This is a genomic window from Streptomyces seoulensis (genome assembly GCF_022846655.1).
Taxonomy (GTDB): Bacteria; Actinomycetota; Actinomycetes; order Streptomycetales; family Streptomycetaceae; genus Streptomyces.
Genome location: NZ_AP025667.1, coordinates 1,142,353 through 1,164,605, shown reverse-complemented (window position 1 = coordinate 1,164,605; position 22,253 = coordinate 1,142,353). Strand labels below are relative to the sequence as shown.

General features: G+C 70.4%; 17 protein-coding genes. 3 read left to right on the top strand and 14 right to left on the bottom strand.

Translation table 11 applies throughout. From position 1 onward, the window contains the following. Positions 1 to 1,089, bottom strand: a complete 1,089-nt coding sequence (locus tag HEK131_RS05350) for a hypothetical protein (RefSeq protein ID WP_244333847.1) — start codon at positions 1,087 to 1,089, stop codon at positions 1 to 3. Between the two features lie 38 nt (positions 1,090 to 1,127). Beyond that, a complete protein-coding gene (locus HEK131_RS05345; RefSeq protein WP_217465525.1) occupies positions 1,128 to 1,742 on the bottom strand; it encodes a hypothetical protein in 615 nt (204 codons plus the stop codon). 187 nt (positions 1,743 to 1,929) lie between these two features. Here HEK131_RS05345 and HEK131_RS05340 point away from each other — a divergent pair, with 187 nt between their 5' ends. Together HEK131_RS05340 and HEK131_RS05335 are read left to right on the top strand one after the other, a co-directional pair. Further along, a complete protein-coding gene (locus HEK131_RS05340) occupies positions 1,930 to 3,171 on the top strand; it encodes an alpha/beta hydrolase family protein (RefSeq protein WP_217465526.1) in 1,242 nt (413 codons plus the stop codon). A gap of 131 nt (positions 3,172 to 3,302) precedes the next feature. Next, positions 3,303 to 3,656 (top strand): DUF805 domain-containing protein, encoded by a 354-nt coding sequence (locus HEK131_RS05335; protein WP_217465527.1) that lies wholly within the window; start codon positions 3,303 to 3,305, stop codon positions 3,654 to 3,656. Between the two features lie 109 nt (positions 3,657 to 3,765). On the opposite strand, the gene HEK131_RS05330 is transcribed toward HEK131_RS05335, so the two are convergent. From HEK131_RS05330 to HEK131_RS05280, 11 genes are all read right to left on the bottom strand, one after another. Continuing rightward, a complete protein-coding gene (locus HEK131_RS05330) occupies positions 3,766 to 5,721 on the bottom strand; it encodes a TIGR03960 family B12-binding radical SAM protein (protein ID WP_244333846.1) in 1,956 nt (651 codons plus the stop codon). A 106-nt stretch (positions 5,722 to 5,827) separates the two neighbouring features. Continuing rightward, the gene (locus HEK131_RS05325) at positions 5,828 to 7,327 is read right to left on the bottom strand and encodes a CYTH and CHAD domain-containing protein (protein WP_244333845.1); all 1,500 of its coding nucleotides are present in this window, start codon (positions 7,325 to 7,327) and stop codon (positions 5,828 to 5,830) included. Positions 7,328 to 7,437: 110 nt separating this feature from the next. After that, positions 7,438 to 8,634, bottom strand: coding sequence for a rod shape-determining protein RodA (rodA, locus tag HEK131_RS05320; protein WP_217465530.1), 1,197 nt, complete (start codon positions 8,632 to 8,634; stop codon positions 7,438 to 7,440). Beyond that, entirely contained in the window at positions 8,631 to 10,880 is a 2,250-nt protein-coding gene (mrdA, locus tag HEK131_RS05315; RefSeq protein ID WP_217465531.1) for a penicillin-binding protein 2, read from the bottom strand. The genes rodA and mrdA overlap by 4 nt, the downstream gene beginning before the upstream one ends. A 116-nt stretch (positions 10,881 to 10,996) precedes the next feature. Then, a complete protein-coding gene (gene mreD / locus HEK131_RS05310; protein WP_030814149.1) occupies positions 10,997 to 11,671 on the bottom strand; it encodes a rod shape-determining protein MreD in 675 nt (224 codons plus the stop codon). A gap of 13 nt (positions 11,672 to 11,684) precedes the next feature. After that, entirely contained in the window at positions 11,685 to 12,641 is a 957-nt protein-coding gene (gene mreC, locus HEK131_RS05305) for a rod shape-determining protein MreC (RefSeq protein WP_217465532.1), read from the bottom strand. A 165-nt stretch (positions 12,642 to 12,806) separates the two neighbouring features. After that, the gene (locus tag HEK131_RS05300) at positions 12,807 to 13,826 is read right to left on the bottom strand and encodes a rod shape-determining protein (protein ID WP_020940056.1); all 1,020 of its coding nucleotides are present in this window, start codon (positions 13,824 to 13,826) and stop codon (positions 12,807 to 12,809) included. Between the two features lie 339 nt (positions 13,827 to 14,165). Continuing rightward, positions 14,166 to 14,579: a nucleoside-diphosphate kinase gene (gene ndk, locus HEK131_RS05295; protein WP_244333844.1), complete on the bottom strand. Its 414-nt coding sequence runs from the start codon at positions 14,577 to 14,579 to the stop codon at positions 14,166 to 14,168. Between the two features lie 61 nt (positions 14,580 to 14,640). Continuing rightward, positions 14,641 to 15,003: a DUF4233 domain-containing protein gene (locus HEK131_RS05290; RefSeq protein ID WP_217465534.1), complete on the bottom strand. Its 363-nt coding sequence runs from the start codon at positions 15,001 to 15,003 to the stop codon at positions 14,641 to 14,643. Between the two features lie 12 nt (positions 15,004 to 15,015). Continuing rightward, positions 15,016 to 16,533: a bifunctional tetrahydrofolate synthase/dihydrofolate synthase gene (gene folC, locus HEK131_RS05285; RefSeq protein ID WP_217465535.1), complete on the bottom strand. Its 1,518-nt coding sequence runs from the start codon at positions 16,531 to 16,533 to the stop codon at positions 15,016 to 15,018. 417 nt (positions 16,534 to 16,950) lie between these two features. Next, on the bottom strand, positions 16,951 to 19,575 hold the full coding sequence (locus tag HEK131_RS05280; RefSeq protein WP_244333843.1) for a valine--tRNA ligase: 2,625 nt from the start codon (positions 19,573 to 19,575) through the stop codon (positions 16,951 to 16,953). 137 nt (positions 19,576 to 19,712) lie between these two features. On the opposite strand from HEK131_RS05280, the gene HEK131_RS05275 reads away from it, so the two are divergent. After that, positions 19,713 to 20,780 (top strand): hypothetical protein, encoded by a 1,068-nt coding sequence (locus HEK131_RS05275; protein ID WP_244333842.1) that lies wholly within the window; start codon positions 19,713 to 19,715, stop codon positions 20,778 to 20,780. 64 nt (positions 20,781 to 20,844) lie between these two features. Here the strand turns inward: HEK131_RS05275 and clpX are convergent, their stop codons facing one another. Continuing rightward, a complete protein-coding gene (clpX, locus tag HEK131_RS05270) occupies positions 20,845 to 22,131 on the bottom strand; it encodes an ATP-dependent Clp protease ATP-binding subunit ClpX (protein WP_217465538.1) in 1,287 nt (428 codons plus the stop codon). Positions 22,132 to 22,253 lie beyond the last annotated feature (122 nt).

Sequence of the window (22,253 nt, the reverse complement as noted above, 5' to 3'; positions counted from 1 at the left end):
CTAGTCCTTCGTGAGAACGGTCGTGCTGCCACCAAGAGTACGTGGATCGGGCTGCTGAGGTTCCCGCCGGTCCACCACGACCGGCCGGCGGGGGTCGCCGAAGAGTGCTCGGCGCAGGTCCCGGCGGGTCTCGCGGAGGGTGTCGCGGGCGGTGGCGAGGGTCTGCCGGGTGACCCGTCGGACCTCGCGCGCGGCTTGGGCGGCGGGCCGCAGGACCGCGTCGCGCACGAGGTGGCCGACGGGCGTGAGGAGGGTCCGGTACACCCAGCGAGCGGGCTCCACGAAGATCCACCGGAAGAGGGTCCCCAAGGCCCGGCCGACGACACGGGAGAGGCGCCCGGCGATCCGCCAGGCGTGTCCGAGCGCGTCGGCGACCTCGCGCCCGACGACGGCGAGCACCCGGCCGACGGGGGCGAGGACCCAGCGCCACAGGGCCAGGGCGGGCAGCACGAACAGGATGCGGAGCGTCCAGTACAGGACCGCGCCCACCCCGGTGACCAGGGCGTCCGCGAGCCATGTCAGCGCACGCCCGACCGGCGCCAGCACCCAGGCGTACATGAGGCGGGCCGGGACGACGAGCAGGTACCGGACGAGCCAGGCGGCACCGGCGTACACGCCGAGCCCGGCGGCGGCCAGCAGCGCGCCCACGCCCCGCGCGAGCCACGCCAGGCCCCGGCCGACCGGTGCGAGCAGGTGCGCGCCGACCCACACCAGGCCCGCGCCCACGCCCAGCGCGGCCCACCGGAAGGCATGGCCTAGCGGGGTCAGGACATGGACGTACACCCAGCTCAGCGGCGTCACGACCAGCACACGGCCGAGCCAGCCCAGCGCCTGGGCCACCGGGACGAGCACCCAGCGCCACAGGGCCACGAAGGGCCATACGAAGAGGGCCCGGCCGACCCACAGCAGCGCGCGTCCGAGGGGTCGCAGCACGGTGGCGTGCAGGAACCGGGCGGCGACGACCAGCGCGTCCCACACCAGCCGAACCGGCACCACGAGCACCAGCACGACGATCCGCACGGGCAGCCGGACGGCGACGACGAGGCAGCCCTCCGGGGGCTGCGGGGCGGACGGCTTGTCGAGGTCCATACCGGCATAGACGCCACCGGACCGGTTTCGGATGCCTGTCAGACCGCCGGGGTCACCCGCGCCTTGTACGTCTCCGGGTAGCGCTGGGTGAACTTGACCGCGATCACCAGCAGGGCGATGGGGATGACCCAGTTGAACCAGTCGTCCTGGCCGGGGAAGTGGATGGCGAGCCAGGTGGAGGCCGTCATCAGGGCGAAGGTGACGCCCCAGAACGTGGTGAGGACCCGGTTGATGTGCCGGAAGACGGGCGAGTCCCAGAACTGACGCGGGGTCGACTCGCGGGCGTACTGCGCGGTGAAGGGGTCGTACAGCAGCGAGGCGAACGCCACGACGGCGACCAGGCCGTTGGAGATGACCTGGGCGTAGGTCTCCAGCCAGATCAGCTCCGAGCGGTTCAGGGCGAGGGCGAGGACGGAGAGGACGGCGAAGAACACGATGCCGACCGCGTCGAGGATGCGGATCTTCCCGTGCAACAGGTCCTGACTGGCCAGCACGAGGGAGGCGACCAGCGCGGCGAGGGCGGCGTACTCCCAGGTACTGGGACTGGCCACCACGCCGAAGATGATCCATGGGGCGAACGAGAGGAACACGCTGCCGGTACCGACGGGCTTCTTGGCCGCCGAGGTCTGTTCCGTGGTCGCCTGCTGCACCATGAGGACGTCCTCCCGTGCGGTGTGCCGTCGTCGTCGTGGGATGTCGCGGGCCCGCCCCCTCCCCCATCGTCGCGCCGCGCGCCCCGGCCCGCACTCCACCCGTGGTGCGGTCCGGCGGCCGGGCACCTACCGTGAGAGGTGCGGTCCGGACGAGCGAGGGGTTCCCCCGGCATGTCCTGGAGCCGTCATGAGGTTTCGCTTCAGCGAGAACGACCAGTTCGACTACGAGATCCTGCTCGCCCTCGGTTCGGTGTGGCGGCAGGGAGCGGACGCGGGCGAAGTGCTCAGCACCGCCGCGTCGGTGGCGGACGGGGATGGTCAGGCGTGGTTCGACGCCTGGCTGGACCTGGGCCGCCGCGTCCGGGTGGAGGCGGAGGAGTGCGCGGCGGCCGGCCACCTGGTGAGCGCGCGCGAGGGCTGGCTGCGCGCGGCCGGCTACCTCGGCACCGCGATGGTGGGCGTGGACGCGGTCCCGGACGCGGGCAAACGCGCGGCGGAGGCTTTCGCCGAGCACCGTGCCTGCCTGGACCGGTTCCTGCTGGCCTGCGACCCGCCCGCGGAACCGGTGTCGATCCCCTACGAGGACACCACGCTGCCCGGTTATCTGGTGAGCCCGCCCGGCGCGGAGGGGCCGCTGCCGACGCTGATCGCCAACAACGGCAGCGACGGCCCGCTCAGTTCCGCCTGGACCCTGCTCGGCGCCCCGGCGGTGGAGCGGGGCTACCGCGTGCTCCTCTTCGACGGTCCCGGCCAGCAGTCGATGCTCTTCGAGCGCGGGGTGACCTTCCGGCCGGACTGGGAGAACGTCATCACCCCGGTCGTGGACTTCCTCCTCGCCCGCCCCGACGTGGACCCGCGCCGGATCGCGCTGGCCGGGATCAGCCAGGCCGGGTACTGGGTGCCGCGCGCGCTGGCCTTCGAGCACCGGATCGCGGCGGCGGTCGCCGATCCGGGGGTGGTGCGGGTGGCGGAGAGCTGGTGGCACAACCTCGGCCCCGATCTGCGGGCCCTGTGGGAGTCGGGGGACCGGGACGCCTTCGACGCGATCATCGAGGAGGCGCTGGAGCAGAACCCGGCGCTGGCCGCGACCTGGCGCTGGCGGGCCAAGCCGTACGGTGTAGACGCGCCCTACGACCTGCTCTGCGAGGTCTCGCGGTACGACCTGCTGACCGAGGTCTCCCGCGACGACCTCACCCGTGTCGTGGACCGGATCACCACACCGCTGCTGATCACCGACCCGGAGGGCGAGCACTTCTGGCCCGGCGCCTCGCGGCAGTTGTACGACACGCTGCCCGGCCCGAAGGAACTGGTCCCCTTCACCGAGGAGGAGGGGGCGCATCTGCACTGCGAGCCGCTGGGGCGGGCCCTGTTCGAGGAACGGGTCTTCGACTGGCTGGACGCCAGGCTCGCCGTCGCCGGGACGATATGATCAGCGGCTTTGATCACCGTCCGGACGCGGCCGCGTAACGCATTGACTTGGGCACGCCAAAGCTATGGATTCCGGCCACCGCTGCTGCTTCCATGGGAGGCCAGACACGCACTTCCCTGGGGGGACGAGAGATGCACTGGTACGTGGACGTACTCAAGAAGTACGCGGTGTTCAGCGGTCGCGCGCGGCGGCAGGAATACTGGATGTTCTTCCTGTTCAACCTGATCATCAGCATCGTGCTGGCGATCGTGGACGCGGCCCTGGACACCCAGGTTCTCCAGCTCGTCTACGCGCTCGCCGTGCTGCTGCCGTCCCTCGCCGTCGGTGTCCGCCGCCTGCACGACACCGGCCGCTCCGGCTGGATGATGCTGATCGGTCTGATCCCGCTGGTCGGCCCGATCATCCTGATCGTCTTCCTCGCCTCCGAGGGCAAGCCGGAGGTCAACCAGCACGGCCCCAACCCGAAGTACGCCCCGGCGGTCTGACACCGACCCGCCACCACGAAGAAGGGCCCACCGGACACTCCCGGTGGGCCCTTCTTCGTGCGCGGTCCCCGATGGGAGGGGCCGGTGGTGTTCACCGGCCCCCCTCCGGTCAGTGCGAGTGGCCGCTCGGGGCCGGCGCCGCGTTCTTCACGGCCAGCGGCAGGAGCTTCTTGCCCGTCGGGCCGATCTGGATGTGGGTGTCCATCTGCGGGCAGACGCCGCAGTCGAAGCAGGGGGTCCAGCGGCAGTCCTCGACCTCGGTCTCGTCGAGGGCGTCCTGCCAGTCCTCCCAGAGCCAGTCCTTGTCGAGGCCCGAGTCCAGGTGGTCCCAGGGCAGGACCTCCTCGTAGGAGCGCTCGCGGGTGGTGTACCAGTCGACGTCCACACCGAACTCGGCCAGCGCCTTGTCCGCGCAGCCCATCCAGCGGTCGTAGGAGAAGTGCTCACGCCAGCCGTCGAAGCGGCCGCCGTCCTCGTAGACCGCGCGGATCACCGCGCCGACGCGCCGGTCGCCGCGCGAGAGCAGGCCCTCGATGATGCCGGGCTTGCCGTCGTGGTAGCGGAAACCGATCGAGCGGCCGTACTTCTTGTCGCCCCGGATCTTGTCGCGGAGCTTCTGCAGACGCGCGTCGGTCTCCTCGGCGGAGAGCTGCGGCGCCCACTGGAAGGGGGTGTGCGGCTTGGGCACGAAGCCGCCGATGGAGACCGTGCAGCGGATGTCGCCCGAGCCGGAGACCTCGCGGCCCTTCTGGATGACGTGCGTGGCCATGTCGGCGATCTGCAGGACGTCTTCGTCCGTCTCGGTGGGCAGGCCGCACATGAAGTACAGCTTCACCTGGCGCCAGCCGTTGCCGTAGGCGGTGGCGACCGTGCGGATCAGGTCCTCTTCCGAGACCATCTTGTTGATGACCTTGCGCATCCGCTCCGACCCGCCCTCGGGGGCGAAGGTCAGGCCCGAGCGCCGGCCGTTGCGGGTCAGCTCGTTGGCCAGGTCGACGTTGAACGCGTCGACACGGGTGGACGGCAGGGAGAGGCCGATCTTGTCGTCGGTGTAGCGGTCAGCCAGGCCCTTGGCGATCTCACCGATCTCGCTGTGGTCGGCGGAGGACAGCGAGAGCAGGCCGACCTCCTCGAAGCCGGTCGCGTTCAGGCCCTTCTCGACCATGTCGCCGATGCCGGTGATCGAGCGCTCGCGCACCGGGCGGGTGATCATGCCCGCCTGGCAGAAGCGGCAGCCGCGCGTGCAGCCGCGGAAGATCTCCACCGACATCCGCTCGTGCACCGTCTCGGCGAGCGGCACGAGGGGCTGCTTCGGGTAGGGCCACTCGTCCAGGTCCATCACCGTGTGCTTGGAGACGCGCCACGGCACACCGGAACGGTTGGGGACGACACGGCCGATCCGGCCGTCGGGCAGGTACTCCACGTCGTAGAACGCCGGGATGTACACCGCGCCCGTCTTCGCCAGCCGGAGCAGGACCTCCTCGCGGCCACCGGGACGGCCCTCCGCCTTCCAGCGGCGGATGATCTCCGTCATGTCCAGCACGGCCTGCTCGCCGTCGCCGATGATCGCCGCGTCGATGAAGTCCGCGATCGGCTCGGGGTTGAACGCCGCGTGCCCGCCGGCCAGGACGATCGGGTCGTCGACCGTACGGTCCTCGGACCGCAGCGGGATGCCCGCCAGGTCCAGCGCCGTGAGCATGTTGGTGTAGCCCAGCTCCGTGGAGAAGGACAGGCCGAACACGTCGAACGCCTTCACCGGGCGGTGGCTGTCGACCGTGAACTGCGGGACGGCGTGCTCCCGCATCAGCGCCTCCAGGTCCGGCCACACGCTGTACGTGCGCTCGGCGAGGACGCCCTGCTGCTCGTTGAGCACCTCGTAGAGGATCATGACGCCCTGGTTGGGCAGACCCACCTCGTACGCGTCCGGGTACATCAGCGCCCAGCGGACCTCGGCCTCGTCCCAGGGCTTGACCGTGGAGTTCAGTTCTCCGCCGACGTACTGGATCGGCTTCTGCACATGCGGGAGCAAGGCTTCGAGCTGCGGGAAGACCGACTCGACAGACATCGCGGCATTACCTTCGTGAGCTGACGGGGGGGCGCCTCCCCGCCGGAGGCTGGGAGGGTGACCATCAAGCCTAACCCGCCCGGACGCCTCCTCCGCACGCCCGGCCTCAGCCCGGGAACGCGGACCGGGCCTTGCGCCACCGCCCGGGCAGCTCGGCCTCCGTACGCCGGGCCGCCTGCTCCTGCCGCTCGTACAGCACCCCGTAGGTGAACGCGCTCTCCCCCGCCGCGTGCGCCACGGCGGCGAGCTCCCGCAGGGCCTGGCGGGCCAGCACGCTGTCCTGGTGCTCGCCGAGCAGGCTGGTCAGCTTCTTCGCCCTGCGGGCCAGGACGCGGGCCGGGCCGCCGAGCGCGGGTACGGCCGCCTCGGCGGCGTAGCGGGCGCGCTTGGCGCGCTTACGGGCCTCGTGCAGGGCGTGGTCGCGGTCCTCGCCGGGCGGCAGCTCCAGCGCGGCCACGATCAGCCGGGACAGCTTCCCGCCCTCCTTCTCCAGCGCGCGGGTGAGCACCTCGCGCGGCTTCCCCGCCGCCTTCCTCCGCAGCGGCGGGTCCGCGAGGAGGACGTCGAGGCTGTCCAGCAGGGCGAGGTAACGGGCGGAGTCCAGCACCCCCAGCAGATGGCCGCGGGTGCTGCCGTGCCGGGCGGTGGCCCAGGAGGCCAGGCGCTCGCGGACGGGACCGGTGACCTGGCCGGGCGGCAGGGCGTGAAGGGCCTCGGTCAGCCGGTCCGCCAGCACCTCCTGGTCCCGGTCGACCCCGAGTTCGCGCGCCAGCCACTTCAGTTCGGCGGCGACTGGGGCGGTGGCGTCCGGGTCCAGGACGGAGCGGAAGCTGCGGAAGGCGGAACGCATCCGGCGGGTGGCCACCCGCATCTGGTGCACGGAGTCCGGCAGGTCCCGGCGGACACCGGGGTCGCGGGCGAGGATCGCCTCGCGCTGCTCGCGCAGATGGGCGAGGACATGGTCCCCGGCCGTCACCGGCCCGGCCGCGCGCCCCGGCCGGGCACGGGAGCCGCCGGTCCGGCGCAGCGCCTCGGCCACCTTGGACGACGCCTTCGAGGGCCGCACCCCCGCCGCGCCGAGCCGCTCCTCCACGGCGTCCAGCAGGGCCGGGTCCGCGCCGTCGGCCAGCTCCACCTCGATCTCGGTCCACCGGGCGGTGCCGCCCGCGCGGTTGAGCCGCTCGGCCGTCACGGTGTCCACGCTCGCCTCGGCCAGCAGGGCGCCGTCCGCGTCGAGGAGGTGCCGCACATCGCGGGCGGAACGGAGCCGGACCACGGGGACCAGCTCCGCGCCCCGGACCCGTGAGCGGACCAGCGCGGCGATCTCCTCGGGGACGGTGTCGGCGAGCGGCGCCCGGATCTCGTCCCGGACACCCGGCGCGACCGGGAACTTCAGATGCCACCCGGCGTCCGACCCCCCGGTGCGGCGGCGCAGCGTGAGCGAGGCGGCCCCCAGCCGTTCGTCGGCGGTGTCGTAGTAGGTGGCGTCCAGCTCGACCACCCCTCGGTCGACGACCTCCGCCACCCCGCCGGCCCCCACCAGCCCGGGCAGCTCCCCGTCCGCACCCTCGTACTTCCGCTCGATCTCCCGCTTCACGTCCGCCATGAACCGAATCTAGAACGCCCCCGCGCTCTCAACCAGTCCCCGGTACGGGTGAGGGCCGGGAGATCCACTCCCGGCCCTCGTCGATCAGCCTGCGCCGAACCTCAGGAGGGTCACGCGGACATGGGCCGTTGTGCCCTGATGGACTGCAGCAGCCCCACTGCCACCCAGACCGCGAACATCGAGGAGCCTCCGTAGGAGACGAAGGGCAGCGGCAGGCCCGTCACCGGCATGATGCCCAGCGTCATGCCGATGTTCTCGAACGCCTGGAAGGCGAACCAGGCGACGATCCCGGCGGCGACGATCGTGCCGTACAGCTCGGTCGAGTCGCGGGCGATGCGGCAGGCGCGCCACAGGATGACGCCGAGGAGGACGATTATCAGGCCGGCGCCCAGGAAGCCCAGCTCCTCCCCCGCGACCGTGAAGACGAAGTCGGTCTGCTGCTCGGGCACGAACTGGCCCGTGGTCTGCGAGCCGTGGAACAGCCCGGAGCCGGTCAGTCCGCCGGAGCCGATGGCGATGCGGGCCTGGTTGGTGTTGTAGCCGACGCCGGCCGGGTCCAGCTCCGGGTTGGCGAAGGCGGCGAACCGGTTGATCTGGTAGTCGTCCAGGATGTGCAGTTGCCACACCGCGATGGCACCGGTGGCACCGGCCGTGATGAGGCCGAACACCCAGCGGTTGGAGGCGCCGGAGGCGAGCAGCACGCCCAGGATGATGATCACCATCACCATGACCGATCCGAGGTCGGGCATGAGCAGCACGATGAGGATCGGCACGGCGGCCAGCCCGAGCGCCTGGAGCACGGTGCGGTGGTCGGGGTACGCCTTGTCGCCCGCGTCCACCCGCGCGGCCAGCAGCATCGCCATGCCCAGGATGATCGTGATCTTCACGAACTCGGAGGGCTGGAGCGAGAAGCCGCCGCCGAGGACGATCCAGGAGTGGGCGCCGTTGACGGTGGAGCCGAGCGGGGTGAGCACCGCGAGGATGCCGGCCACCGAGAGGCCGTAGAGGATCGGCACCGCGTTGCGCAGGCCGCGGTGGCCGAGCCAGAGGGTGGCGATCATCAGGGCGAGCCCGATGCCGGTGTTCATGAAGTGCCGGAGCAGGAAGTAGTACGGGTCGCCCTGGTTGATCTCGGTGCGGTTGCGGGTCGCCGAGAACACCAGCAGGGAGCCGATCATCGACAGCGCGAGGGCCGCCAGCAGTATCGGCCAGTCGAGTCTGCGGGCCAGCGAGTCGCGGGCGAAGATCCTGGTCCAGCCGGCCCGCTCCGGGCCGTACCCGGAGACGGAGAAGGTGTTGCCGGTCATGTGCGTGTCCTCCGGCTCCCCCTCCGGCGGGGCCGCCTGCGGGTGTTGCTGTTGGTGTTGTCCGTGGGCGCCGTGGCGGCGGGCTGGTCCGCTTCCCCGTTGGCGGGGTTGTTCTTCTGCGCGGCCTCCACGTCCTTGGCCGGGTCCTTGCTGACCTTGGGCGAGGCGACCGTGCCGTCGGGGCGGACCTTCGGCAGGGTCTTCTGGGGCGTCGGCAGCATCGCCTTGTTCTTGTCGATGGAGCCGTCGCCCTGCACGCCGTACAGCGCGCTGTAGATGTTGCGCACGGCCTCACCGGAGGCTCCGGAACCCGTACCGGCCTGGGCGATCGTCATGATCACCGTGTAGTCCTTGGAGTAGGTCGCCAGCCAGGAGGTGGTCTGCTTGCCGTAGACCTCCGCCGTACCCGTCTTGCCGTGCAGCGGGATCTTGTTCTGCGGCCAGCCGTTGAACTTCCACGCGGCGGTGCCTCGGGTGATGACGCCCGCGAAGGCGTCGTCCATGCCCTTGAGGGTGGCCTTGCTGACCGGCAGCTTGCCGGACTTCCTCGGCTCCAGCTCGCGCACCGACTTGCCGTCCGCGCTGATGACCGCCTTGCCGATGCTCGGGTGGTACATCGTGCCGCCGTTGGCGACCGCGCCGTAGATCACGGCCTCCTGGATCGGCGTGACGAGGGTGTCGCCCTGGCCGATGGAGTAGTTGATCGAGTCGCCCTCACGCATCTTGTTGCCTTCGAGGCAGTTCTCGTAGGCGATCTTCTCGACGTACGAGCCGTCCTTCTTCCCGTACTTGCACCAGGCGTCCTTGTTGGCCTTCCAGTAGTCCAGCTTCCACTGGCGGTCGGGGACGCGGCCGGTGACCTCGTTGGGCAGGTCGACGCCGGTCTCCTTGCCGAGGCCGAACTGGTGGGCGGCCTTGTAGAAGAAGTCCTTGGGCTGGCCCTTCTTCGGGTTGATGCCGCCGTCCCGCTTCCACTCCTGGTCGGAGAGGTAGTAGAAGACGGTGTCGCAGGAGACCTCCAGCGCACGGCCCAGCGGGATCGGGCCGAAGCTCTCGCCCTCGAAGTTCTTGAAGACCTGGCCACCGACCGAGTAGGAACTCGTGCACGGGTAGCGGCCGTCGAAGTCGTATCCCGCCTCGACCGCCGCGGCGGTGGAGACCACCTTGAAGGTCGAACCCGGTGCGGCCTGGCCCTGGATGGCGCGGTTGAGCAGCGGGTAGTCGGAGTTCTTGCCGGTGAGGGCCTGGTAGTCCTTGGCGGAGATGCCGCCGACCCAGACGTTCGGGTCGTAGTCCGGCGCGGAGGCCATGGCGACGATGCGGCCCGTCTTCGCCTCCATCACCACGGCGGCACCGGAGTCGGCCTTGTAGTTGGTGCCGGTGATCTTGTCGAACTGCTGACGGGCGATCTTCATCGCCTTGTCCAGCTCGTACTCGGTGACCCGCTGGACCCGGGAGTCGATGCTGGTGACCAGGTTGGAGCCGGACTCCGCCGGGTCGGCCTGGGCCTTGCCGATGACCCGGCCGAGGTTGTCCACCTCGTAGCGCGTGACGCCCGCCTTGCCGCGCAGCTCCTTGTCGTACTGCCGCTCCAGGCCGGAGCGGCCGACCATGTCGGAGCGCAGGTACGGCGAGTCGGTGTCCTTGGCCTTCTGGATCTCCTCGTCGGTGACCGGCGAGAGGTAGCCGAGGACCTGGGAGGTGTGGGCCTTGCCGGGCGCGCCGTAGCGGCGGACGGCCTCGGGCTCGGCGGTGATGCCGGGGAAGTCCTCGGCACGCTCACGGATCTGGAGGGCCTGCTTGGGCGTGGCCTCGTCGGTGATGGGGATCGGCTGGTAAGGCGAGCCGTTCCAGCAGGGCTGGGGGGTCTTGGCGTCGCACAGCCGGACCTTCTGCTGGACCTCCTCGGGCTTCAGGCCGAGGACAGCGGCGAGCTTGGCCAGCACGCCCTTGCCGTCGTCCTCCTGCTTGAGCAGGTCGGTGCGCGAGGCGGAGACGACGAGACGGGTCTCGTTGTCCGCGAGCGAGACTCCGCGCGCGTCCAGGATGTCACCGCGCACGGCGGGGTCCACGACTTGCTGGACGTGGTTGCCCGACGCCTCCTTCTGGTACTCGGCGCCCTCGCGGATCTGGAGGTACCACAGGCGGCCGCCGAGGGTGCCGAGCAGGGAGAGGACGAGGATCTGGATGACGACCAGCCGGATCTGGACCCGTGGGGTCCGCCCGGTCTCCGGAATGTTGGTCACTGCTGCTGACTCCCCCTCTCAGCGCGGGAACTGGTGTGCGCGTACGGATGATGAACGTGCGGCCGGCGCGATCACGTTCCGCCGTTTCTTCCCCGTTCGGGTGAATTCGCGGGCTTTCACAGCCGCTTGACCCCCTTGATGCGGCCGACGCGGGCCGAGCGGGTGCGGGCCTTGGCCTTCAGGGCGCCGAAGCCCCGCTGGGAGCCGATGCGCAGGCCGGTGCCGGAGGAGAGCCAGCCGGAGGAGATGTTCCCGGCCTTGGCGGCGGGCCCGGACTCGGCCAGCGGGTCGTTGTCCGCGCGGCGGGCCAGCCACATCACGCCGGGCACCACGAACGGGGCCAGCAGCAGGTCGTACAGCGCGGCCGAGAACAGCAGGCCGGGCAGGCCGACATGGCGGGCGGCGGTGTCGCCGACGAGGGCGCCGACGCCCGCGTAGAGCAGGGTGGAGCCGATCGCGGCGGCGACCACGACGGCCATCGGGCCGGTCGCGGACTTCAGACGGCCGGTCTCGGGCTTGACCAGCCCGGCGAAGTAACCGATGACGCACAGCACCAGGGCGTAGCGGCCGGCCGCGTGGTCGGCGGGCGGCGCGAGGTCCGCGAGGAGTCCGGCGCCGAAGCCGACGAGGGCACCGCCGACATGGCCGTACACCAGGGCGAGCCCGAGGACGGTGAGGAGCAGCAGGTCAGGGACCGCACCGGGCAGGTGGAGGCGGGCGAGGACACTCACCTGGATCACCAGGGCGACGACGACCAGCACGGTGGAGAGCAGGACGCGGTTGAGGCGCATGGGGGTTCAGCTCCTACTGCTGCTGGCCGTTGGTGTCGGAGTCGTCCGGCGCGGAGCCGTCCGCCGAAGGAGTGACCGTGACGGTCACCGTGGGCGTCGGAACCGGCTTGGGCTTGGCCGGGAGGACCTCGTCGCGCGGGTCCTTCTTCGGTCCCGCGACGACCACGCCGACGATGTCGAGCTTGCTGAAGCCGACGTAGGGCGTGACGTAGAGGGTGCGGGTCAGGCCGCCGCCGGAGGGGTCGACGCGGGAGACGACGCCCACGGGCACACCGGGCACGAACGGCTTGTCGGCCTGCGAGCCGAAGGTGACGAGCCGGTCGCCCTTGTTCACCTCGGCCTTGCCGTTGAGGAGTTCGACGCGCAGCGGGCGGTCGCCCTGCCCGGAGGCGAAGCCGAGTTCGTCGTTGCCCTCCATACGGGTGCCGACGGTGAAGTCGGGGTCGTTGGCGAGCAGCACGGTGGCGGTCTGGGGGCCGACCGTGGTGACGCGGCCGACCAGGCCGTCGCCGTTGAGCACGGTCATGTCGCGCTTGATGCCGTCATCGGCGCCCGCGTCGATGGTGATGGTCCAGGAGAAGCCCTGGGCCGCTCCTATGGCGATGACCTGGGCGCCCTTGATGCCGTACTGCCCCTGGCCGGCGACCTTCAGCATCCGGTCGAGCTGGTTGAGGCGGCTGCGGTTGCGGTCGTCGCTGCCGAGCTCGGCCTTGAGCGCCGCGTTCTCCTTCTCCATGACGGCGAGCCGGTCGTGGCGGCTGCCGGAGTCCCGGACGGCGGAGACGGCGTTGCCGACGGGGTCCACCGCCGAGGACAGTCCGTTCTCGATCGGGCCGAAGGCCGCGGCCGCGGCCTGCCGGGCACCGTCGACCGGGGAGTTCCGGCCTCCGCGGATGTCCACCGTGATCAGTGCGAACGCGATGGCGATCAGCAGGACCAGGAGCAGCCGGCTCTCTTTCGTGTCCCTCACGTGCGGCGGCCGTGCCCTTCCTCTATAGGAATTCGGGGACCCCCGATAAAGCGCCGTTGCCGATGCGCGAATCGAAGGGGGTCCGTTGGGGGAGCTTATGCCTCTATATCAACGATCCGCCGCACGAGAGCAGAACGTCTCGTACGGCGGAATCGAAGTGTCGTGTCATCTGCGCGGCTGGGCGTCAAGTACCTGCTGCAGTGCCTCGAACTCCTCGACGCACTTGCCGGAACCGAGCGCGACACTGTCGAGCGGGTCCTCGGCGATGTGGATCGGCATACCGGTCTCCCGGCGCAGCCGCTCGTCGAGGCCGCGCAGCAGGGCGCCGCCGCCGGTCAGCACGATGCCCCGGTCCATGATGTCGCCGGACAGCTCCGGCGGGCACTTGTCCAGGGTCGTCTTGACGGCGTCGACGATCGCGTTGACCGGTTCCTCGATCGCCTTGCGCACCTCCGCTGCGGAGATGACGACGGTCTTGGGCAGCCCGGACACCAGGTCCCGGCCGCGGACTTCGGTGTGCTCGTCGGAGTCGAGGTCGTACGCCGAACCGATCGTGATCTTGATCTGTTCGGCCGTCCGCTCACCCAGCAGAAGGCTGTACTCCTTCTTGATGTACTGGATGATCGCGTTGTCCAGTTCGTCACCCGCGACGCGGATGGACTGGGCGGTGACGATGCCGCCGAGGGAGATGACCGCGACCTCCGTGGTGCCGCCGCCGATGTCCACCACCATGTTGCCCGTGGCCTCGTGGACCGGCAGGCCGGAGCCGATGGCCGCGGCCATGGGCTCCTCGATGATGTGCACCTGGCGGGCGCCCGCCTGGGAGGAGGCTTCGATGACGGCGCGCCGCTCGACACCTGTGATGCCCGAGGGGACACAGACGACGACCCGAGGCCGGGCCAGATACCGCCGCTTGTGGATCTTCAGGATGAAGTAGCGGAGCATCCGCTCGGTGATCTCGAAGTCGGCGATCACGCCGTCCTTCAGCGGTCGCACGGCCACGATGTTGCCGGGCGTGCGGCCGATCATCTTCTTCGCTTCGGCGCCGACCGCGAGGATGCCACCGGTGTTGGTGTTGATCGCCACGACGGACGGCTCGTTGAGTACGATCCCGCGACCCCTGACGTACACCAGCGTGTTGGCGGTCCCGAGGTCGACAGCCATGTCACGGCCGATGAACGACATTGAGTTCCCCATCAGGATTCGACGGGCCTTCCCTGGAAGCTTTTGAGGGCTTTTCAGGTCGGCGAGGTGGGTGCGGTGACGTGAAGGCTTCCATCGTAGACGCGCCTGCACGAACACCGCGCGAGGGTCTTCGCCAATTGTCAGCAGATGGCGTGCCGCCTCGCTCGTGGAGACGGTCCATCGGGGGCGCGCGTTCCCCCGAACGGCAACGCATATGCCGAGGGACGGCCGAAATGGTACGGCCGTCCGGGGGCGGGATATCCGAAGGGGCTGACGAACCCTCAGAAAAATTCCCTGAAACTCCGCATGGCGTGGCCCGTGCGGGCCGCACCGCACCGGTCAGTCACGGCCCGGGAAGAAAATCTTCACCTCGCGCTCGGCGGACTCCTCCGAGTCCGAGGCGTGGATCAGGTTCTCCCGCACGATGACACCGAAGTCCCCGCGGATGGAGCCGGGAGACGCGGCGATCGGGTCGGTCGGACCGGCGAGCTGCCGCACGCCCTCGATGACCCGCTCACCCTCGACGATCATGGCGACGACGGGGCCGGAGGACATGAACTGCACCAGCGGCTCGTAGAACGGCTTGCCCTCGTGCTCGCCGTAGTGCTGCTCCAGCGTGCCCCGGTCCAGGGTGCGCAGCTCCAGCGCGGCGATCCGCCAGTCGGCCTTGCGCTCGATACGGCCGATGATCTCGCCGATCAGGCCACGACGGACGGCGTCGGGCTTGAGCAGGACGAGGGTGCGCTGGGTCACGGAAGGCTCCTTACGACTGACGTGCGGTGGCACGAGGTTACAGGGCGTGTCCACGCCCTCGTCACGCAGCGTCAGCCGTAGGGGAGGACCCGGCGGCGGCCGCCGCGAAGCGGGCCTTGGCCTCGTCGACCTTGCGGCCGTAGTGCACCGACGCCCACCACAGGGCCGCGAACACCGCGCCCATGAAGTACATCATCGGCACGAAGAAGCCCGAGGCGATCAGAGCGAGCTGGAGCGCCCAGCCGAGGACGACACCGCCCGGCCGGGTCACCATGCCGCACAGCAGCACGGACAGCACCATGGCGACCCCGCAGACCCACCACACCGTGGACATGGCCAGCGAGGGGTCCTTCATGGCGACCAGACCGGCGAACCCGATGACGAAGAACTCGCCGATCAGCGTCGATGAACAGAGCGTACGCACGAGCGGTTTACCTCAGCCCTTCCGAAGCAGCAGGCGGGCCTCGCCCACCGTGATGACCGAACCGGTGACCAGGACGCCGCCGCCGGCGAACTCGCCCTCCTCCTCGGCCAGCGTGATCGCGGCCTCCAGCGCCTCCGGCAGCCGGGGCTCGACCTGGACCCGCTCCTCGCCGAACACCTCGACGGCGATGGCGGCCAGCTCGTCCGCGTCCATCGCGCGGTGGCTGGTGTTCTGCGTGATGACGACCTCGGCGAAGATCGGTTCGAACGCCTCCAGCACGCCGCGCACGTTCTTGTCCGCGCTCGCGCCGACCACACCGATCAGCCGGCTGAAGTCGAACGCCTCCCGCACCGCCTCGGCGGTGGCCTCGGCGCCCGCCGGGTTGTGCGCGGCGTCCAGCACGACGGTCGGGGAACGCCGGACGATCTCCAGCCGGCCCGGCGAGGAGACGGCGGCGAACGCCTTGCGCACGGTGTCGATGTCCAGCGGCTCGGCGCGCTCGGCGCCGACGCCGAAGAACGCCTCCACGGCGGCGAGGGCGACGGCCGCGTTGTGCGCCTGGTGGGCGCCGTGCAGCGGGAGGTAGACCTCGGGGTACTCGCCGCCGAGGCCGCGCAGGGTGACCAACTGGCCGCCGACGGCGACCTGGCGGTCCACGACGCCGAACTCCATGCCCTCGCGGGCCACGGTGGCGTTCTCCTCGACGGCCTTCTTCAGCAGCACCTGGGCCGCGTCCACCGGCTGCTGGGCCATGATCACGGTCGAGTCCGGCTTGATGATCCCGGCCTTCTCGGTGGCGATCTGCTCGGGCGTCTCGCCCAGGCGGTCGGTGTGGTCCAGCGAGATCGGCATGACCACGGCCACGTCGCCGTCGATCACGTTGGTCGCGTCCCAGCTTCCGCCCATGCCGACCTCGACGACCGCGACGTCCGCGGGGGCGTCGGCGAAGGCCGCGTACGCCATGCCGGTCAGCACCTCGAAGAAGGAGAGCCGGTGCTCCTGCGCGGTGTCGACCATCTCGATGTACGGCTTGATGTCCTCGTACGTCTCGATGAACCGCTCGGCGCTGATCGGGGCGCCGTCCAGGCTGATGCGCTCGGTCACCGACTGCACGTGCGGGCTGGTGTAGCGGCCGGTGCGCAGCTCGAAGGCGCCGAGCAGGGCCTCGATCATGCGGGCGGTGGAGGTCTTGCCGTTGGTGCCGGTGATGTGGATGGAGGGGTACGCGCGCTGGGGGTCGCCCAGTACGTCCATCAGGGCGGCGATCCGGGTGACGGAGGGTTCGAGCTTGGTCTCGCCCCAGCGGGTGGCGAGCTCGGTCTCCACCTCGCGCAGGGCGCGGTCCACCTCGGGGTCCTCGGGCCGGGCCGGTACGTCGGCCTCCGGCGGGCCGCCCTGGGTGCGCAGGGTGCGGCTGCCCGCCTCGATCACGGCGAGGTCGGGGTCGCGGTCCGTCTCCTCGGCGATGATCTCGTCGAAGGGGTCCAGGGGGTCGGGGGTGTCGTTGGTGCCGGGGTGCTCGTCGCTCACGGGGCCAGTCTACGGAGGGGGCGCGTTGTCGCGCGTGGTGGTCCGGCCGCGGGTCCGTCGTGGCTGGTCGCGCAGTTCCCCGCGGCCCTGGGTGTCGCAGCCCAGGCTCGCCGGATGGCTCACGTGTGCGCCCTGTGGCTCCGGTGCCGGTCCGTCGTGGCCGGTCGCGCAGTTCCCCGCGCCCCTAGGTGTCCGCAGCACAGGCTCGCCGGATGGCTCACGTGTGCGCCCTGTGGCTCCGGTGCCGGTCCGTCGTGGCCGGTCGCGCAGTTCCCCGCGCCCCTGGGTGGGGGCGGCCCAGGGGGCTGGACAGTTGCCCGGCTGGCTGTGGGCAGTCGGCCTAAGGGCCTGGGGCGCGGGTGGGTAAGCAGCAGCCCCCGGTGCTCGTACGGAGCGCCGGGGGCTGTCTGCGTTCGCTTACGCCTGCGGCAAGCGGTCGAGCTGGGACTGGAGGCGGGTCATGTCCTCCTCCGCCTTGGCCAGGCGGCCGCGGATCTTGTCGACGACCGCGTCCGGGGCCTTCGCCAGGAACGCCTCGTTGCCGAGCTTGGCCGTGGCCTGGGCCTTCTCCTTCTCCGCGGCGGCGAGGTCCTTGGCGAGGCGCTTCCGCTCCGCCGCGACGTCGATCGTGCCGGAGAGGTCGAGGGCGACCTCGGCACCGGCGACCGGCAGGGTGGCCGTGGCCGTGAAGGACTCCCCCTCCGGCTGGAGGCGCAGGAGCTGCCGGATGGCCGCCTCGTGCGGAGCGAGCGCCGTACCGGTCAGGGTGAGCCGCGCCGGAACCCGCTGACCCGGCTGGAGGCCCTGGTCGGCGCGGAAGCGGCGGACCTCGGTGATGACGGACTGGAGGGACTCGATCTCCCGCTCGGCCGAGGCGTCACGGAATCCGGAGTCGGTGGGCCAGTCGGCGATGACGAGCGACTCACCACCCGTCAGCGTGGTCCACAGCGTCTCCGTGACGAACGGGACCACCGGGTGCAGCAGCTTCAGCGTGACGTCGAGGACCTCGCCCAGGACCCGCTTGGAGACCTCGGCCGCCTCCCCGCCCGCCTGGAACGTGGTCTTGGACAGCTCGACGTACCAGTCGAAGACCTCGTCCCACGCGAAGTGGAACAGCGCGTCGGACAGCTTGGCGAACTGGTAGTCCTCGTAGTACGCGTCGACCTCGGCCACGACCGAGTTGAGGCGGGAGAGGATCCAGCGGTCCGTGGCGGACATCGCGGACGCGTCCGGCAGCGGCCCCTCGATCGTCGCGCCGTTCATCAGCGCGAACCGGGTGGCGTTCCAGATCTTGTTGGCGAAGTTCCGCGAGCCCTGGACCCAGTCCTCGCCGATCGGCACGTCGACGCCGGGGTTGGCGCCGCGCGCGAGGGTGAAGCGCAGGGCGTCGGAGCCGTACTTGTCCATCCAGTCCAGCGGGTTGACCGCGTTGCCGAAGGACTTCGACATCTTCTTGCCGAACTGGTCGCGGACCATGCCGTGCAGGGCGATGGTGTGGAACGGCGGGGTGCCGTCCATCGCGTAGAGGCCGAACATCATCATCCGGGCGACCCAGAAGAAGAGGATGTCGTAGCCGGTGACCAGGACGGAGTTCGGGTAGAACTTCGCCAGCGACTCGGTCTGCTCGGGCCAGCCCAGGGTGGAGAAGGGCCACAGGCCGGAGGAGAACCAGGTGTCGAGGACGTCGGTGTCCTGGTGCCAGCCCTCGCCGGCGGGCGGCTGCTCGTCGGGGCCGACGCAGACGACCTCGCCCTCGGGGCCGTACCAGACCGGGATGCGGTGGCCCCACCAGAGCTGGCGCGAGATACACCAGTCGTGGAGGTTGTCGACCCAGTCGAAGTACCGCTTCTCCATCTCCTGCGGGTGGATCTTGACCTTGCCGTCGCGGACCGCGTCACCGGCGGCCTTGGCGAGCGGGCCGACCTTGACCCACCACTGCATCGACAGGCGCGGCTCGATGGTGGTCTTGCAGCGCGAGCAGTGGCCGACCGAGTGGACGTAGGGCCGCTTCTCGGCGACGATCCGGCCCTCGGCGCGCAGCGCGGCGACGATGGCGGAGCGGGCCTCCAGGCGGTCCAGGCCCTGGAAGGGGCCGTGGGCGGTGATGACGGCGTGCTCGTCCATCACGGTGATGGACGGCAGGTCGTGGCGCTGGCCGATCTCGAAGTCGTTCGGGTCGTGCGCGGGCGTCACCTTGACGGCACCGGTGCCGAACTCGGGGTCGACGTGCGTGTCGGCGACGACCGGGATGGAGCGGTCGGTCAGCGGCAGCTTGATGAGCTTGCCGACGAGGTGCTTGTAGCGCTCGTCGTCGGGGTGGACGGCGACGGCCGTGTCACCGAGCATCGTCTCGGCGCGGGTGGTGGCGACGACGATGGTCTCGTCACCCTCGCCGTACGTCATGGAGACGAGCTCGCCGTCGTCGTCCTGGTACTCGACCTCGATGTCCGAGATCGCGGTCAGGCAGCGCGGGCACCAGTTGATGATGCGCTCGGCGCGGTAGATCAGCTCGTCGTCGTAGAGGCGCTTGAAGATGGTCTGGACGGCCTGGGAGAGGCCCTCGTCCATGGTGAAGCGCTCACGGGACCAGGCGACGCCGTCGCCGAGGCGGCGCATCTGGCCGGAGATCTGGCCGCCGGACTCGGACTTCCACTGCCAGACGCGGTCGACGAACGCCTCGCGGCCCAGGTCGTGGCGGGACTTGCCCTCCTTGCCGAGCTCGCGCTCGACGACGTTCTGGGTGGCGATGCCGGCGTGGTCCATGCCGGGCTGCCACAGGGTCTCGAAGCCCTGCATGCGCTTGCGGCGGGTCAGGGCGTCGATGATCGTGTGCTCGAAGGCGTGGCCCAGGTGGAGGCTGCCGGTGACGTTGGGCGGGGGGATGACGACGGTGAAGGGCGGCTTGTCGCTCTTCTCGTCCGCCTCGAAATAACCCCGCTCCACCCAGCGCTCGTACAGCGGCCCCTCTACGTCGGCCGGCGCGTACTGGGTCGGCAGTTCGGTCTCGGGCGCTGATGGCTGCTGCTGAGCGTTCTCGGTCACGGGGGTCAGTTTAGAGGTGCCGCGGGGTGCTCCCGAAACGCGTTTGTTCTGTAACGGTGCGGCCCCCGGTGGCACCTGTCCCCGGCCGCTGGGCAAGGATGGCGGCAACACCTGAACATCTGGAGGGGAACCCAGCCATGAGCAGCAACCAGCCGGGCCCGTACGGCGGACAGCCCCCGCAGCCGGGTCCTTACGGTCAGGCTGGTCAGCCCGGCCCCTACGGGCAGCAGCCCCCGGCCCAGCCCGGCCCCTACGGCGCCCCCGGACCGTACGGCGGGCCCCCGCAGCCCCCGCAGGCCCCTCAGCCCGGCTACGGCTACCCGCCGTCCCCGCCGCCCCCGCCCGCTCCCCCGGCCCCGCCCGGCGCCCCCTACGGCTACCCGCAGCAGCAGGGCGTCCCCCAGCAGCCGGGCCCCTACGCCCAGCCCCAGCAGAACCCCTACGGGCAGCAGCCCCCGTACGGCCAGCCCCCGCAGGCCCCCTACGGGCAGGCTCCCTACGGCGCTCCGCAGCCCCCGGTGCAGGGCCGCAACAACGGCAAGCGCAACGGGCTGATCATCGGTGCGGTGGCCGTGGTCGCCGCCGTGGCGGTGGGCGTGTACTTCCTGACCAGCGGCGGCAGCGGCGGCGACGTGGCCGACGACGGCCCGCACAAGCTCACCGCGCCCTCGACCGTGCTCTCGGAGTACAAGAAGGGCAAGAGCGGGAACGGCGCGATGACCGAGGACGACCTCAAGGACGCCGAGAACTGGGGCGTGAGCGACCCGAAGGACGTCAGCGCCGAGTACGCGGCGGGCGACGTGAACAACCCGCTGAGCAAGAAGGTGATCGAGTTCGGCGGGGTGTACGGCACGATCGCCGACCCGGAGAAGACGGTCGACGCGCTCTTCGCCTACATGAAGGACCAGAGCAGCAAGGACGCCGAGCACAAGTACACGCTGATCGGCGAGCCGAAGCGGTACGAGCCGGATTCGCTCGGGGACGCGATCCTCAAGTGCCAGCAGGCCAAGGGTGATACGTCGGGCAGCGGTGAGGGCGTGCCCAAGGAGATGACGTTCTCCTTCTGCGTGTGGGGCGACCACAGCACCGTCGGTTTCGTGATGCCGATGGACATCGCCACGCTGGCCGCGGGCCGCAGCAGCGACCCGGCGGCGGACGCCGAGCTGACCGCCAAGTTCCGTGCGGCGGTGCGGGTCAAGGCCTGACCCGGACATGCGCGAAGGGCCCCGGCCGGTCGGCCGGGGCCCTTCGCGCGTACGAACCGGAGGGTTACGCGGTCTTCTGCTCGCCCTGGCCCCGGCCGCGGGAGTCCCTCGGGATCAGGGTCGGGTTGACGTTGGAGTGGACGACGTCGGCCGTGATGACGACGCGGGCCACGTCCTTGCGGGACGGCACCTCGTACATCACCGACATCAGCACCTCCTCCATGATGGCGCGCAGGCCGCGCGCGCCGGTCTGGCGGAGGATGGCCTGGTCGGCGATGGCCTCCAGCGCCTCGCGCTCGAAGTCCAGCTCCACGCCGTCGAGTTCGAAGAGGCGCTGGTACTGCTTGACCAGGGCGTTGCGCGGCTCGACGAGGATCTTGAGCAGGGCCTCGCGGTCGAGGTTGTGCACCGAGGTGATGACCGGGAGACGGCCGATGAACTCGGGGATCATCCCGAACTTCACCAGGTCCTCGGGCATGATGTCCTCGAAGATGTCCTTGGCGGCCAGCTCGCGCTTGGAGCGGATGGTGGCGCCGAAGCCGATGCCCTTGGCGCCGGCCCGCGACTCGATGATCTTCTCCAGACCGGAGAACGCACCGCCCACGATGAACAGCACGTTCGTCGTGTCGATCTGGATGAACTCCTGGTGCGGGTGCTTGCGTCCGCCCTGCGGCGGCACCGAGGCGGTGGTGCCCTCCAGGATCTTCAGCAGGGCCTGCTGGACGCCCTCGCCGCTCACATCGCGGGTGATCGACGGGTTCTCGCTCTTGCGGGCGACCTTGTCGATCTCGTCGATGTAGATGATGCCCGTCTCGGCCTTCTTGACGTCGTAGTCGGCGGCCTGGATGAGCTTCAGCAGGATGTTCTCGACGTCCTCGCCGACGTATCCCGCCTCGGTGAGCGCGGTGGCGTCCGCGATGGCGAAGGGGACGTTGAGCATGCGGGCCAGGGTCTGCGCCAGCAGGGTCTTGCCGGAGCCCGTGGGGCCGAGCAGGAGGATGTTGGACTTGGCCAACTCGATGGCGTCCTCGCGGCTCTGGCCGCCGCCGTTCTCACCGGCCTGGACCCGCTTGTAGTGGTTGTACACCGCGACGGAGAGGGCCTTCTTGGCCGCTTCCTGGCCGACCACGTAGCTCTCGAGGAACTCGTAGATCTCGCGGGGCTTGGGGAGTTCCTCCCAGCGCACCTCGCTCGTCTCGGCGAGCTCTTCCTCGATGATCTCGTTGCACAGGTCGATGCACTCGTCGCAGATGTACACACCGGGACCTGCGATGAGCTTCTTGACCTGCTTCTGGCTCTTGCCGCAGAACGAGCACTTGAGCAGATCGCCGCCGTCACCGATGCGTGCCACGGTGTGCTTCCCCTTCGCCTGGGAGACGACTGGACACAGATGAGGTCCAACGACTCCTGGTGCTGCCTTATGTCGACGGTACCTTGCCGGGCCCCGTGTTCGGGCCCCCCTTGGCAGGGTTC

Bases quoted from the DNA above. Each gene is read 5' to 3' on its own strand.
- HEK131_RS05350 (WP_244333847.1), bottom strand. From the start codon at position 1,089: ATGGACCTCGACAAGCCGTCCGCCCCGCAGCCCCCGGAGGGCTGCCTC.
- HEK131_RS05345 (WP_217465525.1), bottom strand. From the start codon at position 1,742: ATGGTGCAGCAGGCGACCACGGAACAGACCTCGGCGGCCAAGAAGCCC.
- HEK131_RS05340 (WP_217465526.1), top strand. From the start codon at position 1,930: ATGAGGTTTCGCTTCAGCGAGAACGACCAGTTCGACTACGAGATCCTG.
- HEK131_RS05335 (WP_217465527.1), top strand. From the start codon at position 3,303: ATGCACTGGTACGTGGACGTACTCAAGAAGTACGCGGTGTTCAGCGGT.
- HEK131_RS05330 (WP_244333846.1), bottom strand. From the start codon at position 5,721: ATGTCTGTCGAGTCGGTCTTCCCGCAGCTCGAAGCCTTGCTCCCGCAT.
- HEK131_RS05325 (WP_244333845.1), bottom strand. From the start codon at position 7,327: ATGGCGGACGTGAAGCGGGAGATCGAGCGGAAGTACGAGGGTGCGGAC.
- rodA (WP_217465530.1), bottom strand. From the start codon at position 8,634: ATGACCGGCAACACCTTCTCCGTCTCCGGGTACGGCCCGGAGCGGGCC.
- mreD (WP_030814149.1), bottom strand. From the start codon at position 11,671: ATGCGCCTCAACCGCGTCCTGCTCTCCACCGTGCTGGTCGTCGTCGCC.
- HEK131_RS05300 (WP_020940056.1), bottom strand. From the start codon at position 13,826: ATGTCGTTCATCGGCCGTGACATGGCTGTCGACCTCGGGACCGCCAAC.
- HEK131_RS05275 (WP_244333842.1), top strand. From the start codon at position 19,713: ATGAGCAGCAACCAGCCGGGCCCGTACGGCGGACAGCCCCCGCAGCCG.